General features: G+C 68.0%; 23 protein-coding genes. 12 read left to right on the top strand and 11 right to left on the bottom strand.

Annotated features, from left to right (window positions below):
* The first annotated feature begins 118 nt into the window (after positions 1-118).
* From rfbB to rfbD, 4 genes are read left to right on the top strand one after another with little or no spacing between them, the layout of a single operon-like run.
* Positions 119-1,174: a dTDP-glucose 4,6-dehydratase gene (rfbB, locus tag CEK66_RS04280; protein WP_152236055.1), complete on the top strand. Its 1,056-nt coding sequence runs from the start codon at positions 119-121 to the stop codon at positions 1,172-1,174.
* 58 nt (positions 1,175-1,232) lie between these two features.
* Positions 1,233-2,120, top strand: coding sequence for a glucose-1-phosphate thymidylyltransferase RfbA (rfbA, locus tag CEK66_RS04275; RefSeq protein WP_152236054.1), 888 nt, complete (start codon positions 1,233-1,235; stop codon positions 2,118-2,120).
* Positions 2,117-2,674 (top strand): dTDP-4-dehydrorhamnose 3,5-epimerase, encoded by a 558-nt coding sequence (rfbC, locus tag CEK66_RS04270; protein ID WP_152236053.1) that lies wholly within the window; start codon positions 2,117-2,119, stop codon positions 2,672-2,674. The genes rfbA and rfbC overlap by 4 nt, the downstream gene beginning before the upstream one ends.
* Positions 2,671-3,585 (top strand): dTDP-4-dehydrorhamnose reductase, encoded by a 915-nt coding sequence (gene rfbD, locus CEK66_RS04265; protein ID WP_152236052.1) that lies wholly within the window; start codon positions 2,671-2,673, stop codon positions 3,583-3,585. Before rfbC ends, rfbD begins: the two co-directional genes overlap by 4 nt.
* 86 nt (positions 3,586-3,671) lie before the next feature.
* Here rfbD and CEK66_RS04260 read toward each other — a convergent pair whose 3' ends face one another.
* Together CEK66_RS04260 and CEK66_RS04255 are read right to left on the bottom strand one after the other, a co-directional pair.
* Positions 3,672-5,075 carry a mannose-1-phosphate guanylyltransferase/mannose-6-phosphate isomerase gene (locus tag CEK66_RS04260; RefSeq protein WP_152236051.1) on the bottom strand — a complete coding sequence of 468 codons (1,404 nt, stop codon included), beginning with the start codon at positions 5,073-5,075 and terminating at the stop codon, positions 3,672-3,674.
* Positions 5,076-5,119: 44 nt separating this feature from the next.
* Complete coding sequence (locus CEK66_RS04255; protein WP_152236050.1) at positions 5,120-6,466, bottom strand: phosphomannomutase; 1,347 nt, start codon at positions 6,464-6,466, stop codon at positions 5,120-5,122.
* Positions 6,467-6,599: 133 nt separating this feature from the next.
* Between CEK66_RS04255 and CEK66_RS04250 the strand changes: the two genes are divergently transcribed.
* Both CEK66_RS04250 and CEK66_RS04245 read left to right on the top strand, forming a co-directional pair.
* Positions 6,600-7,337, top strand: a complete 738-nt coding sequence (locus CEK66_RS04250; RefSeq protein ID WP_017907508.1) for a CoA transferase subunit A — start codon at positions 6,600-6,602, stop codon at positions 7,335-7,337.
* 1 nt (position 7,338) lies between these two features.
* A complete protein-coding gene (locus CEK66_RS04245) occupies positions 7,339-7,971 on the top strand; it encodes a CoA transferase subunit B (RefSeq protein WP_152236049.1) in 633 nt (210 codons plus the stop codon).
* Positions 7,972-8,068: 97 nt separating this feature from the next.
* On the opposite strand, the gene CEK66_RS04240 is transcribed toward CEK66_RS04245, so the two are convergent.
* On the bottom strand, positions 8,069-9,712 hold the full coding sequence (locus CEK66_RS04240; RefSeq protein WP_152236048.1) for an electron transfer flavoprotein-ubiquinone oxidoreductase: 1,644 nt from the start codon (positions 9,710-9,712) through the stop codon (positions 8,069-8,071).
* 113 nt (positions 9,713-9,825) lie between these two features.
* On the opposite strand from CEK66_RS04240, the gene CEK66_RS04235 reads away from it, so the two are divergent.
* Positions 9,826-10,407 (top strand): alpha-ketoglutarate-dependent dioxygenase AlkB, encoded by a 582-nt coding sequence (locus tag CEK66_RS04235; protein WP_152236047.1) that lies wholly within the window; start codon positions 9,826-9,828, stop codon positions 10,405-10,407.
* 94 nt (positions 10,408-10,501) lie between these two features.
* Here the strand turns inward: CEK66_RS04235 and CEK66_RS04230 are convergent, their stop codons facing one another.
* From CEK66_RS04230 to CEK66_RS04210, 5 genes are all read right to left on the bottom strand, one after another.
* Positions 10,502-11,065, bottom strand: a complete 564-nt coding sequence (locus CEK66_RS04230; RefSeq protein ID WP_152236046.1) for a hypothetical protein — start codon at positions 11,063-11,065, stop codon at positions 10,502-10,504.
* 193 nt (positions 11,066-11,258) lie between these two features.
* On the bottom strand, positions 11,259-11,927 hold the full coding sequence (locus tag CEK66_RS04225) for an ABC-type transport auxiliary lipoprotein family protein (RefSeq protein ID WP_152236045.1): 669 nt from the start codon (positions 11,925-11,927) through the stop codon (positions 11,259-11,261).
* Positions 11,924-12,850 carry an MlaD family protein gene (locus CEK66_RS04220; protein ID WP_043093283.1) on the bottom strand — a complete coding sequence of 309 codons (927 nt, stop codon included), beginning with the start codon at positions 12,848-12,850 and terminating at the stop codon, positions 11,924-11,926. The genes CEK66_RS04225 and CEK66_RS04220 overlap by 4 nt, the downstream gene beginning before the upstream one ends.
* Positions 12,851-12,854: 4 nt before the next feature.
* The gene (locus CEK66_RS04215) at positions 12,855-13,676 is read right to left on the bottom strand and encodes an ABC transporter ATP-binding protein (RefSeq protein ID WP_152236044.1); all 822 of its coding nucleotides are present in this window, start codon (positions 13,674-13,676) and stop codon (positions 12,855-12,857) included.
* An 81-nt stretch (positions 13,677-13,757) separates the two neighbouring features.
* A complete protein-coding gene (locus CEK66_RS04210) occupies positions 13,758-14,870 on the bottom strand; it encodes an ABC transporter permease (RefSeq protein WP_010340194.1) in 1,113 nt (370 codons plus the stop codon).
* Positions 14,871-14,970: 100 nt separating this feature from the next.
* Between CEK66_RS04210 and CEK66_RS04205 the strand changes: the two genes are divergently transcribed.
* Positions 14,971-16,230, top strand: coding sequence for a threonine/serine exporter family protein (locus tag CEK66_RS04205; protein WP_043093281.1), 1,260 nt, complete (start codon positions 14,971-14,973; stop codon positions 16,228-16,230).
* 59 nt (positions 16,231-16,289) lie between these two features.
* Here CEK66_RS04205 and CEK66_RS04200 read toward each other — a convergent pair whose 3' ends face one another.
* The 3 genes from CEK66_RS04200 to CEK66_RS04190 form a co-directional block, all read right to left on the bottom strand.
* Positions 16,290-16,751, bottom strand: a complete 462-nt coding sequence (locus tag CEK66_RS04200; RefSeq protein ID WP_017907458.1) for an H-NS histone family protein — start codon at positions 16,749-16,751, stop codon at positions 16,290-16,292.
* 251 nt (positions 16,752-17,002) lie between these two features.
* A complete protein-coding gene (locus CEK66_RS04195) occupies positions 17,003-18,697 on the bottom strand; it encodes a proline--tRNA ligase (protein ID WP_043093279.1) in 1,695 nt (564 codons plus the stop codon).
* A 100-nt stretch (positions 18,698-18,797) separates the two neighbouring features.
* A complete protein-coding gene (locus tag CEK66_RS04190) occupies positions 18,798-19,190 on the bottom strand; it encodes a DUF4124 domain-containing protein (protein ID WP_043093277.1) in 393 nt (130 codons plus the stop codon).
* Between the two features lie 77 nt (positions 19,191-19,267).
* Between CEK66_RS04190 and pssA the strand changes: the two genes are divergently transcribed.
* The 4 genes from pssA (at position 19,268) to CEK66_RS04170 (ending at position 22,786) form a co-directional block, all read left to right on the top strand.
* Positions 19,268-20,044 (top strand): CDP-diacylglycerol--serine O-phosphatidyltransferase, encoded by a 777-nt coding sequence (pssA, locus tag CEK66_RS04185; protein WP_010340188.1) that lies wholly within the window; start codon positions 19,268-19,270, stop codon positions 20,042-20,044.
* Between the two features lie 14 nt (positions 20,045-20,058).
* On the top strand, positions 20,059-20,523 hold the full coding sequence (locus CEK66_RS04180; protein WP_193312572.1) for an alanine acetyltransferase: 465 nt from the start codon (positions 20,059-20,061) through the stop codon (positions 20,521-20,523).
* On the top strand, positions 20,520-21,008 hold the full coding sequence (gene rimI, locus CEK66_RS04175; RefSeq protein WP_017907927.1) for a ribosomal protein S18-alanine N-acetyltransferase: 489 nt from the start codon (positions 20,520-20,522) through the stop codon (positions 21,006-21,008). The genes CEK66_RS04180 and rimI overlap by 4 nt, the downstream gene beginning before the upstream one ends.
* A 623-nt stretch (positions 21,009-21,631) precedes the next feature.
* Complete coding sequence (locus tag CEK66_RS04170; RefSeq protein ID WP_017916640.1) at positions 21,632-22,786, top strand: pectate lyase; 1,155 nt, start codon at positions 21,632-21,634, stop codon at positions 22,784-22,786.
* Positions 22,787-23,075 lie beyond the last annotated feature (289 nt).

Here is a 23,075-nt window from a genome sequence, read left to right as displayed (position 1 = left end):
GGGCTTCCGGCAGGTCGTGGTCGCCGCATGCGGCGACCACGACCGGTTCATACAAAGCGTATATCCTGTGTGGTTTGAATATCAGGCGCCAACGGCGCCGAATCAGGAGAGACACACAGTGGCGACTTGGCTCGTAACCGGCGGCGCCGGTTTCATCGGCGGTAACTTCGTGCTCGAGGCGGTGGCGCGCGGCATCCGTGTAATCAACCTGGATGCGTTGACCTATGCCGGAAACCTGAACACGCTGGCGTCGCTGGACGGCAACCCGGACCATGTGTTCGTGCACGGGGATATCGGCGACCGCGATCTGGTGGGCCGCCTGCTCGCCGAGCACCAGCCCGACGCGGTGGTCAATTTCGCCGCCGAAAGCCACGTGGACCGCTCGATCGACGGCCCCGGCGCCTTCATCCAGACCAATGTGGTCGGCACCCTCGGCTTGCTGGAGTCGGTGCGCGATCACTGGAAGGCGCTGCCGGAGGACCGCCGCGACGCGTTCCGCTTCCTGCACGTGTCCACCGATGAGGTCTACGGCACGCTCGGCGAGACCGGCAAATTCAGCGAAACCACGCCGTATGCGCCGAACTCGCCGTATTCGGCGTCCAAGGCCGCGTCCGACCATCTGGTGCGCGCGTTCCACCACACCTACGGCCTGCCGGTGCTGACCACCAACTGCTCCAACAACTACGGCCCGTACCACTTCCCCGAGAAGCTCATCCCGCTGGTGATCGCCAAGGCGCTGGCCGGCGAGCCGCTGCCGGTGTACGGCGACGGCAAGCAGGTACGCGATTGGCTGTTCGTCGGCGACCACTGCGAGGCGATCCGCACCGTGCTGGTCAAGGGCAAGGTCGGCGAGACCTACAACGTCGGCGGCAATTCCGAGAAACAGAACATCGAGGTGGTGCAGGCGATCTGCGCGCTGCTGGACGCGCGGCGTCCGCGCGAGGACGGCAAGCCGCGCGCAAGCCAGATCACCTACGTCGCCGATCGGCCCGGCCACGACCGCCGCTACGCCATCGATGCGTCCAAGCTGAAGAACGAACTGGGCTGGGAGCCGCAGTACACCTTCGAACAGGGCATCGCGCTCACCGTGGACTGGTACCTGAGCCACCAGGACTGGGTGCAGGGCGTGCTCGACGGCAGCTATCGGCTGGAACGCATCGGCACCGCGGCATAACGCCAGTCCCTCGCAAGAATCCGCCCATGCGCGTGCGGACTTCACCAGGAAATACCTCATGACACAACGCAAGGGCATCATCCTCGCTGGTGGCTCCGGCACGCGGCTGTACCCGATCACCAAGGGCGTCAGCAAGCAGCTGCTGCCGGTGTACGACAAGCCGATGATCTACTACCCGCTCAGCGTGCTGATGCTGGCCGGCATCAGCGAGGTGCTGATCATCAACACCCCGCACGAGCAGGCGCTGTTCCAGGCGCTGCTGGGCGATGGCGCGCAGTGGGGCATGGACATCCAGTACGCGGTGCAGCCGAGCCCGGACGGGCTGGCCCAGGCCTACCTGATCGGCCGCGACTTCGTCGCAGGCAAACCGAGTTGCCTGGTGCTGGGCGACAACATCTTCCACGGCCACGGCCTGACCGAGACCCTGCGCCGCGCCGATGCGCGCCAGCATGGCGCGACCGTGTTCGGCTACTGGGTCAACGACCCCGAGCGCTACGGCGTGGCGGAGTTCGACGCCTCCGGCAAGGTCATCGACATCGAGGAAAAGCCGGCCAAGCCGCGTTCCAACTACGCGGTCACCGGCCTGTATTTCTACGATGGTCAGGCCAGCGACCATGCCGCGGAGCTGACGCCATCGCCGCGCGGCGAACTGGAGATCACCGATCTCAACCGCCGTTACCTGGAAGCGGGCCAGTTGCACCTGGAAGCGCTGGGCCGCGGCTACGCGTGGCTGGATACCGGCACCCACCAGTCGCTGCACGAGGCCTCCAATTTCATCGAGACCATCCAGTCGCGGCAGGGCCTGCAGGTGTGCTGCCCGGAAGAGATCGCCTTCGGGCAGGGATGGATCGACGCGGCGCAGCTGGAGAAACTTGCCGCTCCGCTGCGCAAGAACGCTTATGGCACCTACCTGCATGAACTGGCTGTACGAGGATCCGTTCCGTGAAAGTGATTGAAACCAATCTGCCTGGCTGCGTGGTGATCGAGCCGGCGGTGTTCGGTGACGCGCGTGGCTATTTCTTCGAGACCTGGAACGCCGAGCGTTTCGGCGAGCATGGGTTGCCCACCAAGTTCGTGCAGAGCAATGTCTCCACCTCGGCCAAGGACGTGCTGCGCGGCCTGCACTATCAGTGGCCGCGGCCGCAGGGCAAGCTGGTCAGCGTGCTGGAGGGCGAGGTGTACGACGTCGCCGTCGACATCCGCCACGGCTCGCCGCACTTCGGTCGCTGGGCCGCGGTGGTGCTGAGCGCGGAGAACAAGAAGCAGTTCTGGATTCCGGAAGGCTTCGCCCACGGGTTTGCCGTGCTGTCGGAGCGGGCGGTGTTCAGCTATCTGTGCACCGACGTGTACGTCAAGGAAGCCGACGCCGGCGTGCGCTGGGACGATGCCGCGATCGGCGTGGACTGGCCGATCTCCGAGCCGGTGCTGTCGGGCAAGGACGCGGTTGCGCCGTTCCTGGCCGACATCCCGGTCGAGCGCCTGCCGGTCTACCAGCCATGAGCGTGCTGGTCTTCGGCGGCAACGGCCAGGTCGGGCAGGAACTGCTGCGGGCGTTGGCCGGGCAGGGGCCGGTGGTCGCGACCACGCGCAGCGGCCAGTTGCCCGACGGCAGCGCCTGCGAGCGCGCCGATTTCGACCAGCCGCAGACCTTGGGCGAACTGCTGGACCGGCTGCGGCCGACGGCGGTGGTCAATGCCGCGGCCTACACCGCGGTCGATCGCGCCGAGCAGGACGCTGAGGCCGCGCACCGCGCCAATGTCGAGTCGCCGGCGGCGATCGCCGCCTGGTGCGCGGCGCATGGAGTGCCGCTGGTGCATTACTCCACCGATTACGTGTTCGATGGCCAGGGCACGCAGCCCTATCCCGAAGATGCGCCCACCGCGCCGCTGGGTGTGTACGGCGCCACCAAGCTAGCCGGCGAAGAGGCGATCCGCGCCTCCGGTGCACAGCACCTGATCTTCCGCACCGCCTGGGTGTACGCCGCGCACGGCCACAATTTCCTGCGCACCATGTTGCGGGTCGGCGCCGACCGCGACGAACTCAAGGTAGTCGCCGACCAAGTCGGCACGCCGACGCCGGCCGCACTGATCGCCGATGTCACCGCGCGGGTGCTGGCGCAGCGCGCGACGTTGCCGTCCGGCACCTGGCATCTGACCGCGGCCGGCGAGACCACCTGGCACGGGTTCGCCGAGGCGATCTTCGCCGAGGCGGTGGCCGCGGGCCTGTTGCTGCGCGCGCCACGCGTGCTGCCGATCACCACTGCGGAGTATCCGACCCCGGCCAAGCGTCCGGCATATTCGCGCCTGGACGTGTCGCGCCTGCAGCGCGATTTCGCGCTGGAACTGCCACAGTGGCGCGATGGTCTGCGCCAGGTCATCGGCGAACTCGCCGCGGCAGCGCCGGCCGCCTGAGACGGCGCGCACTACAAAACAGCATCGATGAAAAAATAAAGAGCCGGGCACTGCCCGGCTCTTTGCGTTTGCGGCGTGCGCCGAACTCAGGTGCGACCGTAGGTGTCCTCGAAGCGCACGATGTCGTCCTCGCCGAGGTAGCTGCCCGACTGCACTTCGATCAGCTCCAACGGCAGCTTGCCGGGGTTCTTCAAACGATGCGTCACCCCGAGCGGGATGTAGGTGCTCTGGTTCTCGGTGAGCAGCAGCACTTCCTCGCCGCGGGTGACCTCGGCCGTGCCGCTGACCACGATCCAGTGTTCGGCGCGGTGGTGATGCATCTGCAGGCTCAGCGTGGCGCCGGGCTTGACCGTGATGCGCTTGACCTGGAACCGCTGGCCGTTGTCGATCGAATCGTAGGCGCCCCACGGGCGGTACACCTTGCGGTGCCAGGTGGCCTCGGAACGCCCATCGGCCTTGATCCTGCCGACGATGTCCTTCACTTCCTGGATGCGCTCGCGATGGCCGACCAGCACCGCGTCGTCGGTCTCCACCACCACCACGTCCTGCAGGCCCACCATTGCGATCAGGCGCGAGCCATAGGCGTAGGTGTTGCGGCAATCGATCTCGATCACGTCGCCGTGGTGGGCGTTGCCGTTGGCGTCCTGCGGCGACACGTCCAGCAGCGCCGACCACGAACCGACGTCGCTCCACTTCGCGTCCAGCGGCACCACCACCGCGTCGGCGGTCTTTTCCATCACCGCGTAGTCGATGGAGTCGGAGGGGCTGGCGGCGAAGGCGTCCTTGTCCAGGCGGGTGAAGTCGGCATCGCGCTTGGCCGCCTGCCACGCCTTGGTGCAGGCGTCGGCGATGGCGGGCTGGAACTTGCGCAGTTCTTCCAGGTAGCGCGAAGCGCGGAACAGGAACATGCCGCTGTTCCAGTAGTACTCGCCGGAGGCCAGGTAGCTTTTCGCGGTGGCCAGGTCGGGTTTTTCGACGAAGCGCTCGACCGCGTGCGCGCCGTCGCCGGCGGCGGCCTTGATGTAGCCGTAGCCGGTTTCCGGTGCGGTCGGCTTGATGCCGAACGTCACCAGCTTGCCTTGCTCGGCCGCAACGGCGGCCACGCGCACCGCGGCCTGGAAGGCGGCTTCGTCGCCGATCACGTGGTCGGAGGGCAGGACCAGCAACAGCGGATCGGCGCCATCGCGCGCGGCCTCCAGCGCCGCCACGGCGATCGCCGGCGCGGTGTTGCGGCCCTTGGGTTCGAGCAGGATCGCATGCGGCTTCACGCCGATCTGCTGCAATTGCTCGGCCGCGACGAAGCGGTGCTCCTCATTGGCGACCACGATGGGCGCGTGCGCGGCGACCGGGGCCGCGCGCTGCCAGGTGGCCTGCAGCATGCTCTGTTCGCCGACCAGCGGCAGGAACTGCTTCGGATACGACTCGCGCGACAACGGCCATAGGCGCGTGCCGGAGCCGCCGGACAGGATGATGGGAAGGACGTCGCTCATGGGCGAGGGAACTCCATAGTGCGTCTGGGGGGAGGGTGGTGGGATCAGCCGCGCAGCAGATCGGAAATTTCCTGCGTACGCTGTTCCAGCAGCGCTGCGTCGCCGCGGGTTTCCACGTTCAGGCGCAGCAGCGGTTCGGTGTTGGAACTGCGCAGGTTGAAACGCCAGTCGGCGAATTCGGCGCTGACGCCGTCGGTGTAGTCCAGCGTCGGCGCATGCGAGGCGAAGTGCTCCATCACCCGCGCCACGGCGGCCTTGGCGTCGGCGACCTTGAAGTTGATCTCGCCGCTGCACGGGAACTTCTGCATGCGCGCCTCGACCAGATCGGCCAGCGAGCGGCCGGATTGCGACACCAGTTCGGCGATCAGCAGCCACGGGATCATCCCCGAGTCGGCGTAGGCGAATTCGCGGAAGTAATGGTGGGCGCTCATTTCGCCGCCATATACGGCGTTTTCGCTGCGCATCTTCTCCTTGATGAAGGCATGGCCGCTCTTGCACAGCACCGGGATGCCGCCGGCTTCCTGGACCTGTTCGATGGTGTTCCAGGTCAGGCGCGGGTCGTGCACGACCTTGCCGCCCGGCTGCTTGGCCAGGATCGCCTGCGCCAGCAGGCCCACCAGGTAGTAGCCCTCGATGAAGCGGCCGTCGGCATCGAAGAAGAAGCAACGGTCGAAGTCGCCGTCCCAGGCGATGCCGAAGTCGGCGCCGTGCTGCTTGACCGCGTTGGCGGTGGCGGCGCGGTTCTCCGGCAGCAGCGGGTTGGGAATGCCGTTGGGGAAGTGCCCGTCCGGCTCGTGGAAGACGCGCACGAACTCGAACGGCAGATGCGGCGCGAGCAGGTCGACGATGGCGCCGGCGCCGCCGTTGCCGGCGTTGACCACCAGTTTCAGCGGCTTGAGCGTGGCGCGGTCGACATAGCTCAGCAGGTGCTCGATGTAGGCGCTCTTGTCCGGACGGTGATGCTCGGCGGCGGTCGGCTCGGCGGCTGCCGCGGTATCGGCGGCGACGGTGTCGCGGATCGCGAACAGGCCGGTGTCGGAGCTGATCGGGCGCGCGTTCTCGCGCACCAGCTTCATGCCGTTGTAGTCCATCGGGTTGTGGCTGGCGGTGACCATCACGCCGCCGGCGGCCTGCAGGTGGTCGGTCTGGAAATACACTTCCTCGGTGCCGCACAGGCCGATGTCGATGACCTCGCGGCCGCTGGCGCGCAGGCCGGCCGACAGCGCGTCCTGCAGCCCCTGGCTGGCCAGGCGCACGTCATGGCCGACCACCACCGGACCGCTGTCCAATTGCCCCGCCAGCGCCACGCCGATGCGGCGCGCCAAGTCCTCGTTCAGTTCGTCGGGTACGCGGCCGCGGATGTCGTAGGCCTTGAATGCGGGAAGCGACATGGAAGAGGGTCCTAGTTGGGGGAAACCGGAGTGTAACGTTACGGCGCTTAATCGGTCGTTGCGGCGGTGCGGCGGGGGTCGCAGTCCCCGAGCGACTAAACTAGCTGTCTACATTCCAATGCGGAGCTGGCGAATGGGCGACACCTCTACCCCTGCGGGCGGGCGGCGCGGCAAGCTTTTCCCCGATGCGGCCACGGCGCTGGCCGATGTGGTGGCGGACGGACAGACCCTGGCGGTTGGCGGGTTCGGCCTGTGCGGTATTCCCGAGGCCTTGATCGCGGCCTTGCGCGATAGCGGCGTCGGCGGCCTCACGGTGATCTCCAACAACGCCGGCGTCGATGGCTTCGGCCTGGGCCAGCTGCTGGCGACGCGGCAGATCCGCAAGATGATTTCGTCCTACGTCGGCGAGAACAAGGAGTTCGAGCGCCAGTACCTGGCCGGCGAACTGGAACTGGAGTTCAACCCGCAGGGCACCCTGGCCGAGCGCCTGCGCGCCGGCGGTGCCGGCATCCCCGCGTTCTTCACCGCCACCGGCTACGGCACGGTGGTGGCCGAGGGCAAGGAGACCCGCGAATTCGACGGCAAGCACTATGTACTGGAGACCGCGCTGCGCGCCGACGTGGCCCTGGTCAAGGCGTGGAAGGCCGATGCCGCTGGCAACCTGGTGTTCCGCAAGACCGCGCGCAACTTCAACCCGGCCTGCGCGATGGCCGGCAAGCTTTGCATCGCCGAGGTCGAGGACGTCGTGGAGACCGGCAGCCTGGATCCGGACCAGGTGCACCTGCCCGGCATCTACGTCGACCGCATCGTGCACAACCCGCATCCCGAAAAACGCATCGAACAGCGCACCCTGCGCCAGAAGGACGCCTGACATGGCCTGGACCCGCGACGACATGGCGCAGCGCGCCGCCCGCGAACTCACCGACGGCGCCTACGTGAACCTGGGCATCGGCCTGCCGACCCTGGTCGCCAACCACATTCCCGAGGGCGTGGACGTGTGGCTGCAATCGGAGAATGGCCTGCTCGGCATCGGCCCGTTCCCGACCGAGGACGAGGTCGACGCCGACCTGATCAACGCCGGCAAGCAGACCGTCACCGCCCGCGCCGGCGCCAGCTACTTCGGCAGCCACGATTCCTTCGCGATGATCCGCGGCGGCCATATCGACCTGGCCATCCTCGGCGCGATGCAGGTCAGCGAGAAGGGCGACCTGGCCAACTGGATGGTGCCAGGCAAGATGGTCAAGGGCATGGGCGGCGCGATGGACCTGGTGGCCGGGGTCAAGCGCGTGGTCGTGCTGATGGAACACGTGGCCAAGGACGGCAGTCACAAGATCCTGCCGGCTTGCGACCTGCCGCTGACCGGTGTCGGCGTGGTCGACCGCATCATCACCGACCTGGCCGTGTTCGACGTCACCGACAGCGGCCTGGTGCTGGTCGAGACCGCCGAGGGCGTGGACGAGGCCGAACTGCTCGCCAAGACCGGCGTGCCGTTTCGCCTTGCCTAAATGGGAGGCGAAATTACTGCCCCTTTCTCAATGAGCGCATAAGCGCAGCACGTGAGTAAATGCCGCTCTGCGACATCGCGTCGCAGACGACATGCGCTCACAGGTTCTGGTAGTTCGGCCCGGAGCCGCCTTCCGGCGTCACCCAGTCGATGATCGCGTAGGGATCCTTGATATCGCAGGTCTTGCAGTGCACGCAGTTGGCGGCGTTGATCTGCAGGCGCTTGCCGGCCGCGTCGTCGACGATCTCGTACACCGCCGCCGGGCAGAAGCGCGTGCAGGGGTTGCCGTATTCCTCGGTGCAGCGGGTCACGCAGATCTGCGGGTCGAGCACGTGCAGGTGCACCGGCTGGTCCTCGTCGTGCTCGGTGGCGGCGAAGTACACGCCCTGCAGGCGGTCGCGCGGGGCCAGCTCGCGCTGCACGTAGTCGCGCTTGGGTTGCTCGTGCTCGCCCAGCCGGTCCAGGCTCTTCCAGTCGGCACCGACCTTCAGCGTCCACGGCGAGGCGCCCTTGACCAGGGTTTCCCAGGCGCCGTTGAGCAGGCCGAACCACAGGCCCTTCTTGAAGCCGGGCTTGATGTTGCGTACCTGACGGAGCTCGGCCATCACTTCGGAGTTGCGCAGGCGCGCGTCGAAGCCGGCCGGGTCCAGCGCGGCACCGGTGGCGAGGTGTTCGGCGGCGAGCATGCCGCTGCGGATCGCCTGGTGGGTGCCCTTGATCTTGGGCACGTTGAGCAGGCCGGCGGTGTCGCCGATGAGCAGCGCGCCGGGCATCTCCACCTTCGGCAGCGACTGCCAGCCGCCGCTGGCGATGGCGCGCGCGCCGGCCGAGAGGATGGTGCCGCCGTCCAGCAGCGACTTCATCATCGGGTGGTTCTTCCACTGCTGGAAGGCTTCCCACGGCCGGTACTCGGGGTCGCGGTAGTCCAGGCCGCTGACGTAGCCCAGCGCCACCTGGTTGTTCTCCAGGTGGTACAGGAAGCTGCCGCCATAGGTCTTGCTGTCGGCCGGCCAGCCCAGGGTGTGCACGATCTTGCCGGGGCTGAGGCGGCCCGCGGGCAACTGCCACAGCTCCTTGATGCCGATCGAGAACGCTTGCGGATCGTGGCCGGCGTCGAGCGCGAAGCGCGCGATCAGGCGCTTGGTCAGGTGTCCGCGCGCGCCTTCGGCCAGCACCGTGACCTTGGCGCGGATGTCGATGCCGGCGGTGTAGCCCGGCTTGTGCGCTCCATCCTTGGCCACGCCCATGTCGCCGATGCGCACGCCCAGCACCGTGCCGTCCTCGGCGTGCAGGGTCTCGGCGGCGGCGAAGCCGGGGTAGATCTCCACGCCCAGCGCTTCGGCCTGCGGCGCCAGCCAGGCGCACAGGGCGCCGAGGCTGACGATGAAGTTGCCGTGGTTGCGCATGCCCGGCGGGACCATCGGAAACTTGTGCCCGCCGTCCTTGCTCAGGTACCAGAACTCGTCCTCGGCCGCCGGCACGCAGATCGGCGGCGGGTTGTCGCGCCAGCCCGGCAACAGCGCGTCCAGCGGCGCCGGTTCGATGACCGCGCCGGACAGGATGTGCGCGCCGATGGTGCTGGCCTTCTCGATCACGCAGACCGAGAGGTCGGGATTGAGCTGCTTGAGCCGGATCGCGAACGCCAACCCGGCCGGGCCCGCGCCGACGGTGACGACGTCGTATTCCATGACGTCGCGCTCCACTGGCTGCGGCGCGTTGGCGCCGCCCTCGGTTCCCGTCATCTGCTGCGCTCCCGTTGGCTCGTTCTGGCTGCCCGCATTTTCAGGGTTTGTGCGTGAAGGGGCAAATTCCGCACGCCAGCGTATGGTGGCGGCCGGCATGCTAGCGTGGCGCGATGGAACTGGACCTGCCCGGCGCCGATCTGCGCTGGTATCCCGAGTGGCTGGACCCGGCCGCGGCGGCGGCGTTGTACGCGCAGTTGCTGCGCGAGGTGCCGTGGGAGGTGCACCGGATCCGCCTGTTCGGCAAGCTGGTCGATTCGCCGCGGCTGAGCTGCTGGATCGGCGATGCCGACGCCAGCTACCGCTATTCCGGCACCCGCTTCGCGCCGCACCCGTGGCCCGCGGCGCTGCTGCCGCTGCGGGCGCGGCTGGCGGCCGAGACCGGGGTGGCGTTCAACAGCGTGCTCGCCAACCGCTACCGCGACGGCCGTGACGCCATGGGCTGGCACAGCGACGACGAGCGCGAGCTCGGTCCGGCCCCGGTGATCGCCTCGCTCAGCCTGGGCGCGACGCGCCGCTTCGTGCTGCGCCACCGCCAGCAGCCGGCGCTGCGCCAGGCGCTGGAGCTGACCGTCGGAGGACTGCTGTTGATGGCGGGCGACACCCAGCGCCTGTATCGGCATGCCCTGCCGCGCACCGCCAAGCCGGTCGGCGAGCGGATCAACCTGACGTTCCGCCGGATCGCTAGTTACTGAGGACTAGTGTCTAGATCGGAAGCTACTTCTTAAACGCGCGACGTAAAGAACAGCAATCTTGACCGTCCGCAAGGACGGTCAAGATTTAAACAGGTCAGAGGAAGACGTATCCGATCACGCCATCCATCGCTTTGTTTGGTACGTTCTCACAAACCGAGCTCAGGGTGTCGAAATGATCTGCGCGCGTGGGGGTATAACCCCGCATGCAGCGATAGAGGGGGACGGTGCCTGGAATTTGGGTGTCGGCAACATATCCCAGGATGGGCATGAATGTGGACAGATTCTTTCCCTCGCAATTCGGGTCGGGGGATGTGAAGAAATCATGGCCGCCGGCAATAAAGCAGTTGTAAAGTGCATGGCCGCCAGAGAATGGCGTATAGGAAATAAAGCCTAGGCTGCCTTCATATCGCCAGCCCAGTTTTTCCCAATTTTCGGGCATGCTCCTGCCCGACCAGTGATTTCGATCTTTCGAGTTGTAATAACGATAGAGTTCAACAAGTTGGACTCCATCGGGGATGGCCATCGTACTCGCGTTCGTTCCGAGCTTTGCTGTTGCCGGGATATCGGGCATCTGCACCAAACTCTGCGCTATGGCAGGCGAAGCGAATGAGCCTGCAGCACTCAAGAAGAGGCAGCTCATCAACATCTTAATTTTCATTAAAGATCCTTTTATACTCCTTGCGAACTCATGTCCGCGGCGGGATTTTATCACCCCTTCGTCACTTCGATAAGTCGACTAGTTTGCGTTCCATTCAATGGCTGCGTCTAACTTTCTGCTACGGCACACTCGTCGCCGGCGCTTACCTCGAGACGTAACTGGTAAGACAGCTTGCGTTCATCCGGTGCGCTCGCTATTTTCGTGGTGGGGAACGCACAGCCGGGGTAGCAGGAGCGAGCGCGGTGGCGGCGTCGGCCTGGCCCTGCTGCAGGGTCCAGCCGACCACGTCGTGGCCCAGGTGCGACATGGCCTGGCCGAAGGCGTCGACCACCTGCGATTCGGCTGTGCCGGCGGCAGGCTGGGTCACCAGGAAGGTGCGCGAGGCGACCACGCGCTGGTCGGCGCTGTACAGCAGCTTGGCATTGAGCTCGATGGTCGCCGACGGCACCGCGCGCCCGGCGTAGTCCGATTCGAAACGGCGCAGGTCCAGCAGCAGCTTGTAGTCGGCGCGGATGCCGGTGCCGAGCCGGGCCACGCCGGGAATGCGCCCGGAATCCTCGAATGCGCGCAGCAGCATGTCCTCGAGCATGTCGGTGGCCGGTTGCGCCCAGCTGACGCCGCCATATACCTGCAGTTCGTCGGGCGTCGGCCGCACCGCGATGCGCGAACTGTCGACCACGCGCGCGGCGCTGGGCTTGGTCAGCGCCAGTTGCCAGCTCACCTGCGGCCAGGCCGGGTCGGCGGTGACCCGCACGTCCGGCGCGTAGATCGTCACCGGCTCCTTGTTGCCGCCGGGCAGCGAACAGCCGGTCAGCAGCAGGGCCGGCACGGCGAGCAGGAGGAAGGCGCGCATCGGCTTCATTTGGGTTTGAACTCCTTCGGGGCGTCGCGGCCGAGCAGGTAGCGCGCGGGGTTGTTGTCCAGGCGGTCGCTGACCCGGCGCAGGTCGCGGATCAGGCCGCGCAGTTCAGTCAGGGTCGGGCCGAGCTGGCCGAGGCCGTCGTTGGCGAAGCTGTTGATCGCCGAGCGGTTCTCGCCAAGGATCTTGTCGGCATTGCCGGCGGCCGAATCCAGCTTGCTCAGCGTGTCCTCCAGCTTGTCCAGGATCGGCGGCAACTGCTGCACCAGGTTCTGGTCCAGGCGCTGGATGGTGCCGTTGGTGGTCTTGAGCGTGGTGTCCAGGTTGCGCGCCGCATCGCGCGCGCTGACGATCAGCGACTGCATGCCCTGGTCGCGGTCGGCCAGGCCGCCGCTGATGGTTTCCAGGTTGTGCAGGGTGGCGGTGATGCTGGCGACGTTGCGGTCGCTGAGCACCTCGTCCAGGCGCTCGACGATGCGGTTGGCGGTGTCGGTGATGTTCTGCAGCGCCGAGGGCGTGGTCTGGATGATCGGCGCGTCGCTGTTGTCGATCGAGGTCAGCGACGGCGCTTCCGGGGTGCCGCCGGAGAGCTGGATGATCGACGGGCCGGTCAGGCTGGTGATGCCCAGCTTGGCGCGGGTGTCGCTCTTGATCGGCGTGGTCGAGTTGACCCGGATCCGCGCCACCACCTGGCGCGGATCGTTCGGCGCCAGGGTCAGCTCGGTGATCGAGCCCACCGCGATGCCGTTGTACTGCACCGGGCTGCCGACCGACAGGCCGGTCACCGCCTCGCGGAACACCACGCGGTACTCCTGCCAGGTGCGGTCGGAGGAGTACTTGGCGGCCCAGAGTCCGAACAGCAGCAGCGCGATCCCCACCACGATGGTGAAGGCGCCGATCAGCACGTAATTGGCTTTGGTTTCCATGGGCTCAGGGGGTCTCGGTCCAGGCGGTCTTGGCATCGCGCGCGGCGCGGGCGCGCGGGCCGTGGAAATATTCTTGGATCCACGGATGATCCACGTGCTCGATCTCGGCCAGCGGCGCGTTGGCGATGACCTTGCGGTCGGCCAGCACCGCCACGCGGTCGCAGATAGCGTACAAGGTGTCCAGATCGTGGGTGATGAGGAACACGGTCAGGCCCAGCGCTTCCTGCAGGGTGCGGATCAGCCGGTCGAAGGCGGCCGCGCCGATCGGGTCCAGCCCGGCGGTGGGTTCGTCCAGAAACAACAGGGGCGGGTCCAGCGCCAGCGCACGCGCCAGCCCGGCGCGCTTGCGCATGCCGCCGGACAGCTGCGAGGGCAGCTTGTTCAATGCATCGGCGGGCAGGCCGGCCAGCTTCACCTTCAGCAGCGCCAGCTCGTAGTGCCAGCTGTCGGGCAGTTCGCCGAAATGCTCCTTCAGCGGCACCTGCACGTTCTCGCCGACGGTCAGCGAGGAGAACAGCGCGCCGTCCTGGAACAGCACGCCGGTGTTGCGCTCCACGTGCAGGCGATCGGCGCGGCGGCCGGAATCGGTATCCACGCCGAGCACCTGGATCTTGCCGGCATCGGGCTCGCGCAGGCCGAGGATGGTGCGCATCAGCACCGACTTGCCGGTCCCCGATCCGCCGACCACGCCGAGGATCTCGCCGCGGCGCACGTCCAGGTCCAGCTCCTCGTGCACGGTCTGGCTGCCGAAGCGATTGACCAGGCCGCGCACGGAGATGGCGAGGTCTTGCTCGGGGTTCGGGAGTGGGGAATCGGGAATGGTCAAAGCGTGCACTCCTGGCCAGCGTCGCGGACGCCGCCAGCTTTTCCCATTCCCGATTTCCCACTCCCGATTCCCGGCTTCACGTCACCACCCCATGTTCATGAACCACAGCGCGGCGATCGCGTCGATGATGATCACCAGCGAGATCGTCTGCACCACGCTGGAGGTGGTGCGCTCGCCGACGGACTGCGCGGTGCCTTCCACGCGCAGTCCCTCCAGGCAGCCGATCAGGCCGATCACGATGGCGAAGATCGGCGCCTTGGACAGACCCACCAGCATGTGCCGGATCTGGATGGTGTCGTGCATGCGCGCCAGGTACATCTGCGGCGGGATGCCCAGGTCGAAGGCGCCGACGGTGACGCCGCCGGCCAGGCCGGCGATCATCGCCACGAAGGTCAGCAGCGGCAGCATCAGCAGCAGCGCCACCAGCCGCGGGATCACCAGCAGATCCATCGGGTCCAGGCCCAGGGTCTGGATCGCGTCGACCTCCTCGCGCGCCTTCATCGCGCCGATCTGCGCGGTGAACGCGCTGGCGGTGCGCCCGGCCAGCACGATCGCGGTCAGCAGCACCGCGAACTCGCGCAGGAAGGCGATGCTGACCAGTTCCACCACGTAGATCTCGGCGCCGAAGTCGCGCAGGATCGTGGAGCCGAGGAAGGCGATCACCGCGCCGACCAGATACGACAGCAGCGCCACTAGCGGCACCGCGTCCAGGCCGACCTGTTCCATGTGGTGCACGGTGGCGGTCAGGCGGAACCGGCGCGGCGCGTGCAGCAGCCGCAGCAGCTTGACCAGGGTCTCGCCGAGGAAGCCGACCAGGGCGACGATTTCCTTGCCGTTGCGGTGCACCGCGTAGCCCAGGCGTTCCAGCGCCGCGGCGAAGCCGTAGTCGCGCTTGCGCTTGGGGCGGTCGTCGGCCACGTCCTCGATGGTCGAGACCAGCGCGCGGTGATCCTGGCGGAAATCCAGCGCCTCGTGGGCGATGCCGTTGCGGGTGGCGTAGCGCATCAGTTGCAGCACCCCGGCCGAATCCAGCTGGCCGATGCCGCTGGCGTCGATGCCGGTGGTGCCGGCCGGCATCCCGCGCAGCACTTCCGAGGACGCCAGGGCCGTGGCCAGGGTCCAACTGCCGGTCAGCCGCACCCGCGAGGGGTCTCGGTCGTCCTGGCTGAGTTTGGGCGGTTGCGGTTCGATCATGGGGGCGTCCGGTGCGCGAGCATACCTGTTTCGCCCGTGTTGCAGATGTGGTGATCGCGACGGGGTGGCCGGGCGCGGCGTTCGCGCCATACTAGCCGACATGCCCGCCGCTCCCACCGTCAGTCCCTCCGCCAACGCGACCTACGCGCAGCGCATCGCCTTCGTCTCCGACATCGCCGGGCGACTGCACACCTATGGCACCACCGCGCAGCGGCTGGAGGCGGCAGTGGTGGCGCTGGCGCAGCAGTTGGACCTGGACTGCGAACCGTGGTCCAACCCGACCGGGCTGATCCTCAGCTTCAGCGACCCGACCAAGGCGATCGGCTCCAGCGACATCACCCGCGTGGTGCGGCTGGCGCCGGGCGACAACGACCTGCACAAGCTCAGCGTCGCCGACCGCATCGCCGACGACGTGGCCAGCGGGCGCATGAGCGTGGCCCAGGGCCACACCGCGCTGCGCCAGCTGGACCAGCCGCCGGGGCGGCGCTGGATGGCGATGCAGGTGCTCGGCTTCGGCCTGGCCGCGGCCGGCGTGGCCGGGTTGTGGCGCCTGCCGTGGCTGGACATCGCCACCGCCACCGCCATCGGCCTGCTGATCGGCGTGCTCACCCAGCTCACCGACAAACGCCCGGCCACCAAAGAAGCCAACGACGCGCTGGCGGCGTTGCTGGCCGGTTTCGTCGCGACCCTGGTGGCCAGTTTCGTGGCGCCGCTGAATCTCAATACGGTGATCATCGCCTCGCTGGTGGTGCTGCTGCCGGGTATGGCGCTGACCAATGCGGTCAACGAACTCACCAGCCAGCACTGGGTCTCGGGCACGGCGCGCTTCGCCGGCGCGGTCACCACCATCGTCAAGCTGACCGTCGGCGCGGTGATCGCGGTGACCCTGGCGCAACTGCTCGGCCTGGAGCCGATGGTGCGGGCGTCGCGGCCGCAGCACGGCTGGGTGGAATGGGCCTCGCTGCTGGTGGCCGCCTACGCGTTCGCACTGCTGTTCAAGGCCAGCCTGCGCGATTATCCGTTCGTGATGGCGGCATCGGTGGCCGGCTACGCGATCGCGCGTTTCGCCGGCGACGCCTGGGGCAGCCCGGTCGGCATCTTCCTGTCGGCGATGGTATTGACCGCGGCCGGCAATCTGTTCGGACGCATCGTGCACCGGCCGGGTGCGCTGGTCCGGTTGCCGGGCATCATCATGCTGGTGCCCGGGAGTGCCAGCTTGCGCGGGCTGTTGACCCTAGTCCAGCAGCAGGACGTGCTCGGCGGGCAATCGGCGCTGCTGACGGTGACCAATATCGTGATGGCGCTGGTCGCCGGCCTGCTGTTCGGCAATCTGTTGGTGCCGGCGCGCAAGAATCTTTGAATGCGGCAATAAAAAACGCCGGCATGCGCCGGCGTTTCGACTGCGGTTGCGGTGGCGGATCAGGCCTTCGGCGCAGCGCTCTTGCTGGCCTTCTTGGCGACGCGCTTGACCGCCTTCTTGGCGGTCTTCTTGGCCGGCGCGGCGGATTTGGCGGCGCCGCCGGCGATCAGGAAATCGTCGACCTTCTTGCCCTTGGCGACCAGATCGGCCAGCCAGCGCGGCTGCTTGCCGCGGCCGGTCCAGGTTTCGGCGGCATTGGCGGGGTTGCGGTATTTCGGCGGAACCTTGCCCAGTTTGCGGCCCGGCTTCGGACCCGGCTTGCCGGCCTTGCGGCCGCGCGCGGCGGGGGCGCCGCCGAAGACTTCCTCGATGCTGTAGCCGTGGCTCTTGGCCAGGCGCGCCAGCTGGGTGCGGACCTTGGCGATGGGGGTGCGCTTGGCGACGATGGACTGCTGCTTCTTGGCGGTCTTGATGAGGGCGCCCAACTGCTTGGCCGACAGGCCACTGAGATCGATGGTCATCTTTACTCCGGAAAATGGGTGGTGGCTTCCGCCATTCCCTGGCTAGCGCAGGATCATAATGATGCTTTATCGGATTGACAAATACCCTGCTTAATTCGCGGCGGGTATTTTCGGTCGCAATGCCGTGGGAATATGTCCTTATGGATCCCTGGCGGCCGTAATCAATTGAAAACAGACCGCTCTGGTTTCCCTCATAAGGCGTGACGGCGGCGTAAAGAAAAAGGGCCGGGATATCCTCCCGGCCCCTTTCGTCACGCCTGCAGGCGTGCCAGCAAGGCGGTTCGATCCAGGTGTTCGGCATCGCCGCCGCTGCGCGCGCGATATTCGAAGGTGCCGGCGGCCAGGCCCCGCTCCGAGACCACCACCCGGTGCGGAACGCCGATCAATTCGATATCGGCGAACATCGCGCCGGGGCGCAGGCCGCGGTCGTCCAGCACCGCATCCAGCCCGGTTTGCTGCAGCTCCGACAGCAATGCCTCGCCGGCGGCGTCGACCGCCGGGTCGCGCTTGGGATTGATCACGCACACCGCCACCGTCCACGGCGCCATCGGCTGCGGCCAGCGGATGCCGGCGTCGTCGTGGTTCTGCTCGATCGCCGCAGCGACGATGCGGGAAATGCCGATGCCGTAGCAGCCCATCGCCAGCGTCACGGTCTTGCCGTTCTCGTCCACCACGGTGGCGTCCAGCGCCTGCGCGTACTGGCGGCCGAGCTGGAACACATGGCCGACCTCGATACCGCGGGCCAGGCGGATCTCGCCGCCGTCGTGGGCGCGCTCGCCCTCGACCACGTTGCGCAGGTCGGCGACGGCGTCCGGTTCCGGCAGGTCGCGGCCCCAGTTGACCCCGGCCAGGTGGAAGCCGCGTTCGTTGGCGCCGACGACGAAGTCGGCCAGCGCCGCCACGTCGCGGTCGGCGACCACGCGGATCGGCTGGCGCGGACCCAGCGGGCCGAGGAAGCCCGGCTCGCTGCCCAGGTGCGCGAGGATCTCGGCCTCGCTGGCCATGCGGTAGCCGGCCAGGCCGGCGACCTTGCCCAGCTTGATCTCGTTGACCGTGTGATCGCCGCGCACCAGCGCCAGCACGAAGGTCTCGCCGGCCATCACCGCCACCGACTTGACCGTGCGCTGCAGCGGCAGGCCGAGCAGCTCGGCCACCGCCTCGCAGGTCTTCTGGGTGGGCGTGGCGACCTTGCGCAGCTCCTCGCCGGCAGCCGGGCGCGGGGCCGGGGCCGCGGCGACGGCGGCTTCGACGTTGGCCGCGTAGTCCGAGCCGGTGGAGAACGCCAGCGAATCCTCGCCGGAGGCGGCCAGCACGTGGAATTCCTGCGAGGCGTCGCCGCCGATGTCGCCGGAATCGGCCTGCACCGCGCGGAACTGCAGTCCCAGGCGGGTGAAGATGCGGGTGTAGGCCGCCTTCATGTTCTCGTACTCGCGCGCCAGGTCCTCGTCGCTGATGTGGAACGAGTAGGCGTCCTTCATCAGGAACTCGCGCGCGCGCATCACCCCGAAGCGCGGGCGGATCTCGTCGCGGAACTTGGTCTGGATCTGGTAGAAGTTGACCGGCAACTGCTTGTAGCTGCTCAGCTCCTGCCGCGCGAAGTCGGCGGCGGCCTCTTCGGCGGTCGGGCTGTAGCAATAGTCCTGTTCCTTGCGGTCCTGCATGCGCAGCATCAGCCCGCCGAACTTGCTCCAGCGCCCGGTGGCATCCCACAGCTCGCGCGGCTGGATGGTCGGGAACAGCACTTCCACCGCGCCGGCGCGGTTCATTTCCTCGCGCACCACCGCTTCCACCTTGCGCAGCACGCGCAGGCCCAGCGGCGACCAGGTATACAGGCCGGAGGCGAGCTTGCGGATCATGCCCGCGCGCAGCATCAACTGGTGGCTGACCAGTTCGGCGTCGGCCGGGGTTTCCTTGGTGGTGTGCAGGTGGAACTGGGAAAGGCGCATCGAGGGGCTTCGCAGACGGCGGGTCGCCCATTTTGCCAGTCATTGCCGGCGCTGCGGGCATCGCCCGCGGCCGGCCGCGTGCGTTCGGGGCGCGTTCGGCTTACTTGGCGGGTACGGCGGCCGGGGTGCAGTAGGCCTTGATCGCGGCCTCGGCCAGGGCCTTCTGCGCGCCGCGCTGGGATTCGTCCAGTTCCCCGTCCGGCTTGCCGTCGCCATCGCTGTCGGTGGTGATCTTGCCGGGCTTGTCGAGGATGTCCAGGTTCTTGCGCGCGGTCAGGCACCTGGCGTTCTCGGCCGGGGCCGCCTCGGGCGTCTCGGTCGGGGCATCGCCACGGGTGTCCACCTTGCGCACCTGGTACTTGCCGCCGGGGGGCGGGGTCTCGGCATAGTGGGTGACGCCCTGCGCGTCCTTCCATTGGTACAGGGTGGTGGCGCCGAGCATGCCGCTGACGGCGAGCAGGGGCAGGCAGCAAAACCGGGGCAGGGCGCGCATCTCGGTCTCCAGGGCGCGGCGGGAGCGCCGATTGCAGCACCCGCCGACGGGCCTGGCAAGTCGATTAGACTGGCGGGATGGACCCATCCCGACCGCCCCCCCGTTCGCGCACCATCTACCTGCTGCCGAACCTGTTCACCACCGCCGGCCTGTTCTCCGGTTTCTACGCCATCATCGCCGCCGCCAACGGCCAGTTCGTGCACGCCAGCGTGGCGGTGTTCGTGGCCGCGGTGATGGACGGGCTGGACGGGCGCGTGGCGCGGCTGACCGGCACCAGCAGCGAATTCGGCGTGCAGTACGACTCGCTGGCCGACCTGGTCAGCTTCGGCATGGCGCCGGCGCTGGTGATGTACCACTGGTCGTTGTCGGCGCTGAAGTTCGATGGCGGCATGCTCGGCCGGGTCGGCTGGTCGGCGGCGTTCCTGTACGCGGCCTGCGCCGCGCTGCGCCTGGCCCGCTTCAACACCCAGGTCGGCACGGTCGACAAGCGCTGGTTCGTGGGCCTGGCCAGCCCGGCCGCGGCCGGGCTGATGATGGCCTTCGTGTGGTCCTTCGCCGACGGCTCGCTGGGCTGGGACGGCGAACAGCTGCGCTACGTGGCGCTGGGTCTGACCGTGACCGCGGCGCTGCTGATGGTCAGCCGCATCCGCTTCTGGAGCTTCAAGGGCAGTGGCGAGAAGGGCCCGCGCACCGACCGGGTGCCGTTCCTGATGCTGGTGCTGGCGCCGATCGTGCTGGCGGTGCTGGTCATCGACCTGGCGCGGGCGCTGCTGGCGATCGGCGTGCTGTACGCGCTGTCCGGCCCCTGCCTGTGGCTGTGGCGGCGCTGGCGCAAGGTGCCGGACGCGGCATGAGCGAGCCCGCGTCCATGCATGTGCCGTTGTGGTCGGCCGAACAGGTCGGCTGGCTGCAGGCGTTGGGCTACACCGTGTATGTGGATGCCGCGGCCGTGGTCGAGCCCGAGCCCGTCCCGTCGCCGGCGACGCCGGTGCAGCGCGCGCCATCGGCATCGGCGCCGCCGCGTGGCGGCCATGCCGCCGACATGCCGGCCGGCGACGCACCGGAGCGGCGTCGCGCACCTGCGCCCCCGGCACCGGCGGTGCAGCCGGACGCGCCGCGTGCGGCGCCCGCGGCAGGTACGCGCCGGGTCGGGCTGCGCCTGCCCGACCGTCTGCAGATCGCCCTGCTGCGCGCCTCCGGACTCAACCCCAACGATCCGGCCACGCAGGCGCTGATGGCGACCTGGCCGCTGGACGAACTGCGCGGCAATGCGGCGGCCAAACGCGCGCTGTGGCCGCAGTTGCGCGCGCTGCGCAAGCGGGCGCCGCGATGAGCGCGCTGGGCTCGGCATCGGCGCCCACGGCCACGCTGCGCGCCTTGCGCGAGGCCGATCTGGACGCGGTGATGGAGATCGAGCGCCGCGCCTATCCGTTCCCCTGGACCCGCGGCATCTTCCGCGACTGCCTGCAGGCCGGTTATCCGGGCTGGGTGCTGGTGGAGGAGGGCACGATCGTCGGCTACGGCGTGATCAGCGTCGCCGCCGACGAGGCGCACATCCTCAACGTCTGCGTGGCGCCCGAGCGGCAGTCGCGCGGCTACGGCCGGCTGCTGCTGCGCGCGCTGATCAAGTACGGCGTCGACCTCGGCGCGCGCCGGGTGTTCCTGGAAGTGCGGCCGTCCAATCCCAATGCGATCGCCCTGTACCACAGCGAAGGCTTCAACGAGATCGGCCGCCGCCCGCGCTACTACCCGGCCGCGAACGGCCGCGAGGACGCGCTGGTGATGGCGATCGAGCTGTTCTTCGACGGCATGTCCTGAGCTCCTGCGCGTCCGCCGCGGGCGGCGTGCGGTTTCGTTCGAGTGCCGCCGCCTGGATGCGGAAGGCGGTGGCGCAAGCGCCGGGGTAGGTGATACCGGCCTACTCCCGCCCGGCGCGGCGGCACTGCGCCGCATGCGTTCCCCAACCTGATCCTGGCGATGCCGCTGCAGGCGGTCGGCGGTGGCGCCGGCAGTGTTCGTTGTGGCAAGCGCACCTGCGTGCTGCGTGCTGCGTGTCGATGGGTGAGGCCCGGCGGCTGCCACCTGCCGTTTGCGGCTTTCGGTGTTTTTGCGCTGTCGCAGGCGGCTTCCGCAATGTCGCCTTCTGTCGGTGGGACAGCGTTGTTGTCCCGCAGCGATGGTGCCGCGGCGCCCTGGCGCGCGCAGGCGATTCGTGCGACGTGGTTCACACATTGTGCGGTTGGATCGCGCGTTTCTCCAACGCCTCTTTACACGTGCCACGCGCTGCCTACAGTGCGCGCCTCTTCGGCGCCTGCCTCCCACGAAGGCATGACCCGCAGTTGTCCGAGGGGACAGCGATCGCGCAGGCGTCGCCGTGCATTCCGCTGCTGCGGAGCGCGCGCGCCTGCGTCCAAACCACGCACGCTCACGAGGTTTCCAGGATGACCACGCAGTCCCTCATCGCTTCATCGCCACGCTCGCCGCTGCGCACGTTCGGCCTGGCCCTGTGCCTGGCCGGCCTGGCCGGCGCCGCCCATGCCGACGCCAGCCTGGAGGTCGCCAGCACCGGCTGGGCCACGCAGAACGGCGGCACCAAGGGCGGTTCCAAGGCCGCTGCGGCCGACGTCTACAGCGTCAGCACCGCGGCGCAGCTGAAGGCCGCGCTGAAGGCCAGTGCCGGCAGCAACGGCCGCATCATCAAGGTCAACGGCATCATCGACATCAGCGAAGGCACGCCGTACAGCACCACCGCGGACATGAAGAGCCGCGCGCGCCTGGATGTGCCCACCAAGACCACGCTGATCGGCGTCGGCAGCAACGCCGAGATCCGCGAGGGCTACTTCTACGTCAAGGCCAACGACGTGATCGTGCGCAACCTGACCATCGAGAATCCATGGGATCCGCAACCGGTGTGGGATCCGAACGACGGCAGCGCCGGCAACTGGAACTCCGAATACGACGGCATGACCATCGAGGGCGCCAGCAACGTGTGGGTGGACCACGTGACCTTCACCGACGGCCGCCGCACCGACGACCAGAACGGCACCGCCAACGGCCGCCCCAAGCAGCACCACGACGGCGCGCTGGACATCAAGAAAGGCGCCAACTACGTCACCGTGTCGTACTCGGTGTTCAAGTCGCACGAGAAGAACAACCTGATCGGCTCCAGCGACAGCGCCTCCAGCACCGACAGCGGCAAGCTCAAGGTGACCATCCACAACACCCTGTTCGAGAACATCTCCGCGCGCGCGCCGCGGGTGCGCTTCGGCCAGGTGCACCTGTACAACAACTACCACGTGGGCAGCACCAGCAATTCGGTGTATCCGTTCTCCTACGCGCACGGCGTCGGCAAGGAATCGAAGATCTTCTCCGAGAACAACGTCTTCGACATCAGCGGCGTGAGCAGCTGCGACAAGATCGCGGCCGACTACGGCGGCAGCGTCTACCGCGATTTCGGCTCGCTGCTCAACGGCCAGGCGCTGACCTGCTCGTGGAACAACAACATCGGCTGGACCCCGCCGTACACCTATTCGCTGCTGCCGGCGAACAAGGTGGCGGCGGACGTCAAGGCCAAGGCCGGCGCCGGGAAGCTCTGAGGGATCGCTACGCCGCCGCCTGGAAGGCCGGGCGGCGGTGTGCGTGTTGCGTGGAATGCCAGTGGTCGGGCGCAGAGCCGCTTTTAACGTTGGCCGCGCTCGTCGCAGGTGCGTTGTGGGAGCCAACTGTGGGAGCGACTTCAGGGCACCTCGAACAACCTGCCACGACCTGGAGCCAGGGGGTAGCATCTGTCGCAACGGCACCAGAGCGGCGCCTGATCGTGGTGGTTGGGAGGCTGAGGTGGCCGCTGGGCTACCTCAGCCGATCACGCTGGCACCATGGCCCGCC

Origin of the sequence: Xanthomonas sp. LMG 12460 (genome assembly GCF_009192895.1) — a bacterium.
Lineage (GTDB): Bacteria > Pseudomonadota > Gammaproteobacteria > Xanthomonadales > Xanthomonadaceae > Xanthomonas_A > Xanthomonas_A sontii.
This window is presented reverse-complemented; position numbering and strand designations above follow the sequence as displayed.

What these genes read in the sequence shown, in the direction of transcription:
- rfbD (WP_152236052.1), top strand. Translation starts at nt 2,671, where the DNA reads ATGAGCGTGCTGGTCTTCGGCGGCAACGGCCAGGTCGGGCAGGAACTG.
- CEK66_RS04255 (WP_152236050.1), bottom strand. Translation starts at nt 6,466, where the DNA reads ATGTCGCTTCCCGCATTCAAGGCCTACGACATCCGCGGCCGCGTACCC.
- CEK66_RS04250 (WP_017907508.1), top strand. Translation starts at nt 6,600, where the DNA reads ATGGGCGACACCTCTACCCCTGCGGGCGGGCGGCGCGGCAAGCTTTTC.
- CEK66_RS04235 (WP_152236047.1), top strand. Translation starts at nt 9,826, where the DNA reads ATGGAACTGGACCTGCCCGGCGCCGATCTGCGCTGGTATCCCGAGTGG.
- CEK66_RS04260 (WP_152236051.1), bottom strand. Translation starts at nt 5,075, where the DNA reads ATGAGCGACGTCCTTCCCATCATCCTGTCCGGCGGCTCCGGCACGCGC.
- CEK66_RS04210 (WP_010340194.1), bottom strand. Translation starts at nt 14,870, where the DNA reads ATGATCGAACCGCAACCGCCCAAACTCAGCCAGGACGACCGAGACCCC.
- CEK66_RS04205 (WP_043093281.1), top strand. Translation starts at nt 14,971, where the DNA reads ATGCCCGCCGCTCCCACCGTCAGTCCCTCCGCCAACGCGACCTACGCG.
- CEK66_RS04170 (WP_017916640.1), top strand. Translation starts at nt 21,632, where the DNA reads ATGACCACGCAGTCCCTCATCGCTTCATCGCCACGCTCGCCGCTGCGC.
- CEK66_RS04225 (WP_152236045.1), bottom strand. Translation starts at nt 11,927, where the DNA reads ATGAAGCCGATGCGCGCCTTCCTCCTGCTCGCCGTGCCGGCCCTGCTG.
- CEK66_RS04180 (WP_193312572.1), top strand. Translation starts at nt 20,059, where the DNA reads ATGCATGTGCCGTTGTGGTCGGCCGAACAGGTCGGCTGGCTGCAGGCG.
- rimI (WP_017907927.1), top strand. Translation starts at nt 20,520, where the DNA reads ATGAGCGCGCTGGGCTCGGCATCGGCGCCCACGGCCACGCTGCGCGCC.
- CEK66_RS04195 (WP_043093279.1), bottom strand. Translation starts at nt 18,697, where the DNA reads ATGCGCCTTTCCCAGTTCCACCTGCACACCACCAAGGAAACCCCGGCC.
- CEK66_RS04230 (WP_152236046.1), bottom strand. Translation starts at nt 11,065, where the DNA reads ATGAAAATTAAGATGTTGATGAGCTGCCTCTTCTTGAGTGCTGCAGGC.
- CEK66_RS04240 (WP_152236048.1), bottom strand. Translation starts at nt 9,712, where the DNA reads ATGACGGGAACCGAGGGCGGCGCCAACGCGCCGCAGCCAGTGGAGCGC.
- rfbA (WP_152236054.1), top strand. Translation starts at nt 1,233, where the DNA reads ATGACACAACGCAAGGGCATCATCCTCGCTGGTGGCTCCGGCACGCGG.
- CEK66_RS04220 (WP_043093283.1), bottom strand. Translation starts at nt 12,850, where the DNA reads ATGGAAACCAAAGCCAATTACGTGCTGATCGGCGCCTTCACCATCGTG.
- CEK66_RS04245 (WP_152236049.1), top strand. Translation starts at nt 7,339, where the DNA reads ATGGCCTGGACCCGCGACGACATGGCGCAGCGCGCCGCCCGCGAACTC.
- CEK66_RS04190 (WP_043093277.1), bottom strand. Translation starts at nt 19,190, where the DNA reads ATGCGCGCCCTGCCCCGGTTTTGCTGCCTGCCCCTGCTCGCCGTCAGC.
- pssA (WP_010340188.1), top strand. Translation starts at nt 19,268, where the DNA reads ATGGACCCATCCCGACCGCCCCCCCGTTCGCGCACCATCTACCTGCTG.
- CEK66_RS04200 (WP_017907458.1), bottom strand. Translation starts at nt 16,751, where the DNA reads ATGACCATCGATCTCAGTGGCCTGTCGGCCAAGCAGTTGGGCGCCCTC.